Raw genomic sequence first — 8408 nt, forward strand, 5'->3', positions numbered from 1 at the left:
TATCAGAATACTTGACGTATTTCCCGCGAGAGTTGAGGTAGTATTCCTGGGTTGGCAAGACCAGCAGAAAAACGAAATTCACTGGAGATATCGAATTTTCCATCTGCCAGGGAAAAGGGATGTCTTTCGAAGGAGAAATGCCGATAGAGACAATCGGAGAAGATATGAGGTTTATTCTAGCGTGCGGAAAAGCTATGTTCCCTTCCAGAACAAAAGAATTAATTTTTTCTCTGTCTAAAAGAGCTTTCAAAATAGTAGTGTAGTGCTCGGTTTTTACTCCCTTGAGCAGTTCGGAATACACGCCTTTTGAAGTTGAAGATTTCAGAATAAAGACGTTCTTCTCTTCGATCAAATGGATAATATTATAGCCCTTTCCCAATAATCTTTAATAAAATATATTCTATAACCTTCCATGTCAATGTTTTTCTTTGTTCTTGTCCCAGAGAAGGATATACAAGAAAAAAGGCGCGCCGAGGAGAGCGGTGACGACTCCTACAGGTAATTCCGAGGGTTGGACCGCTTTTCTGGATACTATGTCGGCAATTGTCAGAAATGCCGCTCCTGAAAAAAATGATGATGGTAAAAGAAGCCGATAATCGTTTCCGGAAATTTTTCTTTCGGCGTGAGGAACTATCAGGCCTACAAAGCCTATTGGTCCGAAAAAAGCCACGCATCCGGCTGTAAAAAGGCTTACCATGAGAAAAGAGATTTTTTGAAGAGATTGGACGTTTATTCCCCTTGAGTAGCTTATTTCATCTGAGAAAAATAAATGGTTGTATGAGTTCATGTTAAAAAAAGAGAAGACAATCAGAGGGCATGCGAAAACAAAACTCCAGAAAAAATTCGGCCAGTTAGCAAACGCGAGCGACCCCGCGAGCCATCTGTCAATTGATCCTGAAGTGAAAGGGTTGGAGATAAACCTCAGAAGGGTTATTGATGAACCCGCGAAAATGCTCAATGTGATTCCCGCCAGGACAAGGTCATGTACAGAAAATATTTTTCTCCTCGAAGAAAATATGTATATGAAAACGGTTGTCAAGGAGGAGAACAATAGAGAGAAGAATATTCCCGAAAGGGCGATAAAAGGCAAATAAGTCAGGGCCAGGTACGCGCCTAAAGAAGAGACGCTGCTCAACCCAAGTGTGTATGGTTCTACAAGGGGATTTTTCAGGGTGCTCTGAAGAATGGCTCCTGAAAGAGATAAGCCTCCGCCCAGCAAAAAAGCAGTCAGCGCTCGCGGTATTCGGTAATCGAAGAATATATCGCGCAGTACGCCTTCTTTGAGAAGGTCTGAAATAGAGATTTGGACCGCTCCGAAAAGAGGAGCCGCTGATAGAAGAAAAAAAGCAGGCAAAGCATGGCAGAATAGGACAATCGCGAGTTTCTTTTTTGTCAGAACAGTTTTCAAACCGACCTCGGGAAAACAAGAGGAGATTCACCCTGATAAACGAGAGAGAGAGAGTCTCCGAAAACATCTCTTACCGTTTTTTCGTCTATTACGTCCCGAGGTCTGCCCTTTGAATAAACTTTTCCTTCCTTGAGGATGACAATTTCATCGGAAAAGACGCTGGCGAGTGTTATATTGTGGCTTGCCATTAGGACTGTTGTGCCCCTAGACGCGAAGATCCTCAGTTTTTTGTATATGTCCACCTGATAAGAGATATCAAGAGAAGCAGTTGGTTCGTCCAAGATCAAAAAATCAGAAGCTTGGGCGATGCTTGCGGCGATCAGGGCTCTTTGGCGTTCTCCGCCGCTCAGGCCGTTGAATTTTCTTTCGGATATATGTTCTAGATCAAACTCTTTAAGAAGATTTTTCAGAGGAAAAAAATCTTGTGACTGGGCAAATCCGAATTTTCCCAGCCAGGGATTTCTGCCCAATATGATCATTTGCTCTACGGTGAAAGGTATGTCAAGACCGGCGAATTGAGGCAGGTAAGATATCATCTTGGATTTTTCTTTAAGAGAAAGTTTTGTTATGTTTTTTCCCTTAAAAAAAATTCTGCCGTGAGTTGGCTTCAGGTAACCCAGGGCTAATTTCAAAACTGTGCTCTTTCCGCTTCCGTTAGGTCCTATAATTGCCGTTAGATTTCCTTTTTTCAATTCCAGATCTATTCCGGAAAGCTTAAACTCATTCCCGTATGAAAATGAAACTCCCTCAATTTTCAGCATTGACAGCTCTTTGAAGAACAGAATGTATGTATAAGGCGGATTCTATGAAATTAGGTCCAGGCAAAAGAACCGACTCGTCAAACACGATATGTATATGCTTATTTTTGGATGCTTGTATTCCCGGGTAGGCTTTGATCCATTTTTCGACCATTTTCAGAGAATCCTCGGTGTCTTCAGATGGAAAAAGCTCAATTATGATTTCAGGGTTGAGTACAACAACCGTTTCTCTCGTTATTTCCGGATACAAAACAGTATTGTCGCCCAGGACGTTTTCGCCTCCGGCTATTGAGATAATTTCGCCTAAAAAAGTATTGCTGTTCGCCGACATAAACTTTTCCGGCGTAGATGTCCCTGAAGTTATCGCTATAAGAACTTTTGGTCTATATGGAAAATGAAGCGCAGAAAGGGATTTGACCTCTTTTCTTATGTTGAAAATTATTGAATCGCCGGTCTTTTCCCTGTTCAGTAATTTTGAAATTTCATCTATTGTACATAGAATGCTCGCTGTGTCTTCTACGGTGAAGGAGAGGACTTCGATGGAATAATTGCCGAGGAAGTTTTCAAAATCCCTGGAATTCCCGGCGATAAAAATCGCGTTCGGTTTTAAGGAGGCGATGAGTTCAAGATTAGGGTTCAATATACCCCCGACTTTGACTGCGTTTGGCGAGGCGAGGTTGGGGTCGGACCAATTGTCTATGCCGATAATATGCTGAGAAAAGCCGAGCGACGCCACGATCTCGGTCAGGTTTGGCCCTATTACGACCAACTTATCATATCTGTACTCCGGTTTCTGAGCGCTTTTTTCTGAGCAACTCAAAAGGAGAACGGAAGTTAAAACTATATGGAAGGAAGGTTTCACATCTCAATGCCAGTTCTGGCTTCTACACCTTCTCGGTAATAATGTTTCACTTCTTCCATGACTGTCACCAGGTCGGCTCTTTGGATAAATTCCATAGGCGCGTATCTTCCGGTAAAAACAAGCTCCATGTTAACGGGTTTTTTTTCTATAAGATCCAATATTTTTTTTGAATCCAAAAGGCCGAAATGGGCTGCGATGTTTATTTCGTCGAGTATGACGAGGTCGTATTCTCCTGAAGATACGGCATCAAGAGATCTTTGAAATCCCTTTTCAGCCCTTTCATAGTCAATTTTCGAGGGTGAAACCATGTCTATGAATTCCCGACCACCGAACAATTCGTAAAAAATCTGTCCCCTGAATTTGTCCAAGGCGAGGTGCTCAGAATAGGGCAGTCCTTTCAAAAATTGACCAATGTAAACTTTAAGACCTGCCCCCGCTGCGCGGATTGAGAGTCCTAACGCCGCGGTTGTCTTTCCTTTGCCGTTTCCTGTGTAAACCTGAAAATAACCCCTGACTAACTTCGCCATTTTCGATTATCCTGAACCTTCAACCTGTTATTTTTTTAGTTTCTTGTCTTGCCAAAGAACGGTATAAATTGTGATAATGCATTACCCTGTATTCCCAGGAATGGTTTTCATCCATACCGTTGACAATTATTTTTTTCCACAAATTTTTATCCTTGTCGAAGAGAGCGATGGCTCTGAAAAGAGCTGATGTAAATTCTATTTCGGAAAAAGGTGAAAATTTGAATCCGTTTCCTTTTTCTGTTATCGGATCGATATTCTTGATTGTGTCGTCGAGACCTCCGGTCGCGTGAACCACGGGCATGGTGCCGTATTTTAAAGCGAACATCTGGGTCAACCCGCAGGGTTCGTAACGGCTGGGGACAATGAAAATATCTGATGCGGCGATGATCTGGTGCGAAAGGGGCTCGTCGAATGCGTTTATGAATTTAAAGTTATTATAATGTCTTGAAATCTCGTGAAATTGTCTCTCAATTTCAGGATCACCTGTTCCTAATACGACCATATGGATGTCGCTGGAGAGAATGCCCGGGAGAACTCTGGCGATCATGTCATGGCCTTTCTGGTAAGCGATTCTTGAAATTCCTCCGACAAGAGGAGTTTTCGGGTCTTGAGGAAAATTTATTTTCCTCTGCAAATTACTTTTGCAGATAGCCTTGGTCTCTATCGAATCCGCTCCGAAATGACAACTGATGAAAGGATCTGAAAGAGGGTTCCAAAGGTTTTCATCAATTCCGTTTAAAATCCCTATCAGTTTGTTTCTTTTTTCCCTTATCAGTCCGTCGAAACCGAATCCGAATTCCGGGGACTGTATTTCCAAAGCGTATTTCTGGCTCACAGTCGTCAGCATGTCTGAGAATACTATTCCGGATTTAATCAAAGATATGTTTGAATAAAATTCAATTCCCTGAGTCGAAGCGTAGGAGGGCGGCAACCCTGTCATTTTAAAATATGACATGGGATAATTACCCTGGTAACCAAGGTTGTGTATTGTGAAAACTGTCTTAGCTTTTGAAAGCTGTTTCGGCAGATGGACACCCGCTTTAAAAAGAGCAGGTACAAGACCCGCCTGCCAGTCGTGGGAATGAATTATGTCGACGTCGAAATCGAAGCTCTTTGCCAATTGCATGGCGGCGTTGCAGAAGAATATAAACCTCTCTGCATTGTCAGGATAATCTACGTTGTTCTCGTTGTATAGTTCAGGTCTGTCGAAATATGCATCGTTCTCGACAAAAAAGAACCTCACGGAAGAAGAAGGCTCCAGGTATTTCAGAATCCTGCATTGTACGGTCTTTTCACCTGAGTTGACACGCAAGTCGTCGGTTTGGATTTCAATGTCCAGGTTTTTTTCTTTCGTGCATCTGTAGTAAGGGAGTACGACTCTCACGTCGTGTCCGATTTTGGACAGGTGCCTCGAAAGATCCCCGACCATGTCTCCAAGCCCTCCGGTTTTAGAGTAAGGATGGGCTTCCGAAGCGATTGTCAAAATGTGCATCAAGCTTCTACCTTTTTTTTCACCTGAGTGTTGTTTTCAGCGGGTTTGTCCTTGTAATCCGTTTTATAAAAACCTGTGCCTTTAAAAATGAACCCGGCGCTTGGAGAGATAATTTTTTTTGCTTTGCCTCCACACTTTGGACAAACCTTTTCCGATGAGGAATCGAAGCTTAAAAGCAACTCGAAACGTTCCCCGCATTTCTCACATTCATATTCGTATATCGGCATTTTTTCCCCTCTTTAAAACTCATTTTGAAATATTTGGACAAGACATGATAAGCTAAAAAAAAAGTTATTGAAAGAGAAAATATTTCAAAAAAAAAAAGGGGGGGTGAAGCCCCCCCTTTTTATCAGTACATGTCGCCCATTCCTCCAGGAGGCATCGGAGGTGTTTTTTCCTTTTCCGGTTTTTCGGTTATCATCGCTTCTGTAGTGATCAAAAGCGAAGCTACAGAAGAAGCGTTTTGGATGGCGCTTCTGACAACTTTTGTCGGATCTATGATTCCAGCTTTTATTAGGTCTACGTATTCGCATTTGTCTGCGTCAAAGCCAAACGATTTTTCTTTTGAATCTTTGACTTTTTCAACCACGATTGCGCCTTCCCAACCTGCATTGATGGCTATCTGTTTGAGAGGAGCTTCTATGGCTTTTTTTATCAATTCGACGCCTGTTCTTTCGTCCGTGTCAAGATCAGTTGAAGACAGAAGCTTTTCGAGTGCAGGTAAAGACCTGATCAAAGCAACTCCGCCTCCGGGGACTATACCCTCTTCTGAAGCGGCTTTTGTCGCGTGGAGAGCGTCTTCGACTCTCGCTTTTTTCTCCTTCATCTCTACTTCGGTAGCGGCGCCAACGTTTATAACGGCAACGCCTCCTGCGAGTTTAGCGAGTCTCTCCTGAAGTTTTTCCTTGTCGTAGTCGGATTTTGTCTCTTCAATCTGTTTCCTTATCTGGGAGATTCTGTCTTTTATAGCCTTTTCAGAGCCGTAGCCTTTTATTATGGTTGTGTTGTCCTTGTCTATTTTGACTGTTTCGCATGTTCCGAGATCGGACAAGAGTGTGTTTTCGAGTTTCATCCCGGCGTCTTCCGAAATCACTTTTCCACCTGTGAGTATGGCGATATCTTCGAGCATTGCCTTTCTCCTGTCGCCGTAGCCTGGGGCTTTAACCGTGGCGACTTTGAGAATGCCGCGGATCTTGTTGACGACCAATGTCGCGAGTGCTTCGCCTTCGACGTCTTCGGAGATGATGAGTAATGGTTTTCCCTGTTGGGCAGTTTTCTCGAGTAGAGGAAGCAGGTCTTTCATCCCGGAAATTTTTTTGTCGTAGATCAGAATAGCAGGTTTATCGAGAACAGCTTCCATTTTTTCAGAGTCTGTAATGAAATATGGGGATATGTAACCTCTGTCAAACTGCATACCTTCAACAATCTCGAGTTCCATTTCAAGACCTTTGCCCTCTTCGACTGTTATGACGCCGTCTTTACCTGCTTTGTCCATCGCGTCAGCTATTATATTGCCGATTTCAGTGTCATTGTTGGCGGATATTCTTCCGACCTGGGCGATTTCCTCTTTACCCTTTATGGGATTTGACATTGTCTTGAGATTTTCAACTATTGAAGCCACCGCCTTTTCGACGCCTCTTTTCAGAGCCATGGGGTTGGCTCCTGCGGTGACATTTTTTCTGCCTTCTTTGTATATGGCTTCGGCGAGTACTGTAGCTGTAGTAGTTCCATCGCCGGCTACGTCCGAAGTCTTAGAGGCCACTTCTCTGACCATCTGAGCTCCCATGTTCTCGAAGGAATCCTCTAGTTCGATTTCTTTGGCTACTGTAACACCGTCTTTTGTCACAAGAGGAGAGCCGAACTTTCTGTCTATGAGAACATTTCTTCCCTTGGGCCCCAAAGTGGCTTTTACCGCTTTGGAGAGTTTTTCGACACCTCTTGCTATTGAGTCTCTTCCTTCTTCGCCGAAGAATATTTCTTTAGCTGCCATTCTTTGCCTCCGTTATTCTTGAATTATAGCCAGGATTTCGTCTTCGTTCAGTATGAGATAATCTTTGTCGTCGACGGATATTTCCGTGCCTGCGTATTTTCCGAAAAGGATAGTGTCTCCTTCCTTGACAGGCATCGGATCCTCGTCCTTTTTGGGCTGGGCGACAGAGACTATTTTCCCTTTTTGAGGTTTTTCTTTAGCCGTGTCGGGGATAATTATTCCGCCTTTTTTTACTTCCGGTTCCTCGGATCTTTCCACTATCACTTTTCTGTTCACTGGGACCAACTTAACCGCCATAGATATGACCTCCTTTTGATGTAATATTAAGTTGAACTTATTGTGCTTTAAGTCTAAAGATATTCGAAAATAAGACATTGTCAAGATTTTATGTCAAATAATAACATACCAAATAAAGGTGTTGCAATTTTATGCAGCAGAGTGTAAAATGCGCAATATGAGACATCATAATAGGGTTACATAATGAGAGATTTGATCTTTAGAAATATTATAAATGTAAATTGTGGCATAAAGTCGATGTTTTTGCAAAATACAATGGTCTTAAACATGGCTAAACCTTATAATGAGCGCAAGAATGAGATTTGTACCCATTTGTATTTTTGGCATGTATGTTGCTTATAAAATGTTATAATGTTTGAAAACTACAAAGGAGGTTTAGAATGAAGAAAGGATTTTCACTGATCGAGCTGATGGTCGTCGTGGTCATCATCGGCATTCTTGCCGCGATAGCCATTCCGAACTTCATCAGGCTTCGTGACAGGGCGAAAGAGTCTGAAGTAAAAGCCAATGCCCACACAGTTCAGCTTGTTGCTGAAGAGTATTCCACAAAATACGACGGTTTGTATCCCGGTGGGTTAGCAGCTGTCGATGCTGGTGCTATACCAGCGAATATGAAGAACCCATTCACAGGTAATACAGCTGATGCATGGGTAGATGGAGCTGTTCCAGCAGAAGGAGAAGTTGCTTATTCACACGCAGCAGCAGCTTCCGCAGCAGCTTACACAATCTACGGTGGTGGAAAAAATGCAGATGTAATTATTACTTTAACTCCTGGCAACTAAACAGAATCTTTTGCTCAAAAAAGGGGAGATTTTATCTCCCCTTTTTTTGTTGTATAATTCCCATTTTTAACATTTTATTTAATAATCGGTAAAAACGTAGTTTATATTAAAAGTTGATTGACAAAAATCAGTTTTTTAATATAATCTCAATATGTTATTGGATACTAACTCTCTCTCTCTCTCTCTCTCTCTCTCTCTCTGCCGTTGCGTAGCTTACGACAATGTTTTTCAGGAATAAAATTCATAATGAATATTTCCATAAAAGAATATCCGGTGAAGCCGAGGGCTTCAA

The 8408-nt window shown here is 42.4% G+C and carries 10 protein-coding genes; 1 reads left to right on the forward strand and 9 read right to left on the reverse strand.

What is annotated here, in order from left to right; all coding sequences use genetic code 11:
* From JXA84_03485 to JXA84_03525, 9 genes are all read right to left on the reverse strand, one after another.
* Positions 1–352, reverse strand: a 352-nt coding sequence (locus JXA84_03485; GenBank protein ID MBN1150268.1) for a PTS sugar transporter subunit IIA, incomplete at its 3' end; no start/stop codon positions are given.
* 63 nt (positions 353–415) lie between these two features.
* A complete protein-coding gene (locus tag JXA84_03490; protein MBN1150269.1) occupies positions 416–1408 on the reverse strand; it encodes an iron ABC transporter permease in 993 nt (330 codons plus the stop codon).
* Positions 1405–2169 (reverse strand): ABC transporter ATP-binding protein, encoded by a 765-nt coding sequence (locus tag JXA84_03495; GenBank protein ID MBN1150270.1) that lies wholly within the window; start codon positions 2167–2169, stop codon positions 1405–1407. Before JXA84_03495 ends, JXA84_03490 begins: the two co-directional genes overlap by 4 nt.
* Positions 2156–2986, reverse strand: a complete 831-nt coding sequence (locus JXA84_03500) for an ABC transporter substrate-binding protein (GenBank protein MBN1150271.1) — start codon at positions 2984–2986, stop codon at positions 2156–2158. The genes JXA84_03495 and JXA84_03500 overlap by 14 nt, the downstream gene beginning before the upstream one ends.
* Positions 2987–3024: 38 nt before the next feature.
* On the reverse strand, positions 3025–3555 hold the full coding sequence (locus JXA84_03505; protein MBN1150272.1) for a cob(I)yrinic acid a,c-diamide adenosyltransferase: 531 nt from the start codon (positions 3553–3555) through the stop codon (positions 3025–3027).
* A 19-nt stretch (positions 3556–3574) separates the two neighbouring features.
* Positions 3575–5050: a glycogen synthase GlgA gene (gene glgA, locus JXA84_03510; protein MBN1150273.1), complete on the reverse strand. Its 1476-nt coding sequence runs from the start codon at positions 5048–5050 to the stop codon at positions 3575–3577.
* The gene (locus JXA84_03515) at positions 5047–5274 is read right to left on the reverse strand and encodes a zinc ribbon domain-containing protein (protein MBN1150274.1); all 228 of its coding nucleotides are present in this window, start codon (positions 5272–5274) and stop codon (positions 5047–5049) included. The genes glgA and JXA84_03515 overlap by 4 nt, the downstream gene beginning before the upstream one ends.
* Positions 5275–5396: 122 nt before the next feature.
* On the reverse strand, positions 5397–7037 hold the full coding sequence (gene groL / locus JXA84_03520; GenBank protein ID MBN1150275.1) for a chaperonin GroEL: 1641 nt from the start codon (positions 7035–7037) through the stop codon (positions 5397–5399).
* 12 nt (positions 7038–7049) lie between these two features.
* Positions 7050–7334: a co-chaperone GroES gene (locus JXA84_03525; GenBank protein ID MBN1150276.1), complete on the reverse strand. Its 285-nt coding sequence runs from the start codon at positions 7332–7334 to the stop codon at positions 7050–7052.
* A 380-nt stretch (positions 7335–7714) separates the two neighbouring features.
* Between JXA84_03525 and JXA84_03530 the strand changes: the two genes are divergently transcribed.
* Positions 7715–8116, forward strand: a complete 402-nt coding sequence (locus JXA84_03530; protein ID MBN1150277.1) for a type II secretion system protein — start codon at positions 7715–7717, stop codon at positions 8114–8116.
* Positions 8117–8408 lie beyond the last annotated feature (292 nt).

The organism is candidate division WOR-3 bacterium (genome assembly GCA_016926475.1).
Lineage (GTDB): Bacteria > SDB-A > SDB-A > SDB-A > SDB-A > JAFGIG01.

What these genes read in the sequence shown, in the direction of transcription:
- JXA84_03530 (MBN1150277.1), top strand. Translation starts at nt 7,715, where the DNA reads ATGAAGAAAGGATTTTCACTGATCGAGCTGATGGTCGTCGTGGTCATC.
- JXA84_03515 (MBN1150274.1), bottom strand. Translation starts at nt 5,274, where the DNA reads ATGCCGATATACGAATATGAATGTGAGAAATGCGGGGAACGTTTCGAG.
- groL (MBN1150275.1), bottom strand. Translation starts at nt 7,037, where the DNA reads ATGGCAGCTAAAGAAATATTCTTCGGCGAAGAAGGAAGAGACTCAATA.
- JXA84_03525 (MBN1150276.1), bottom strand. Translation starts at nt 7,334, where the DNA reads ATGGCGGTTAAGTTGGTCCCAGTGAACAGAAAAGTGATAGTGGAAAGA.
- JXA84_03505 (MBN1150272.1), bottom strand. Translation starts at nt 3,555, where the DNA reads ATGGCGAAGTTAGTCAGGGGTTATTTTCAGGTTTACACAGGAAACGGC.
- JXA84_03495 (MBN1150270.1), bottom strand. Translation starts at nt 2,169, where the DNA reads ATGCTGAAAATTGAGGGAGTTTCATTTTCATACGGGAATGAGTTTAAG.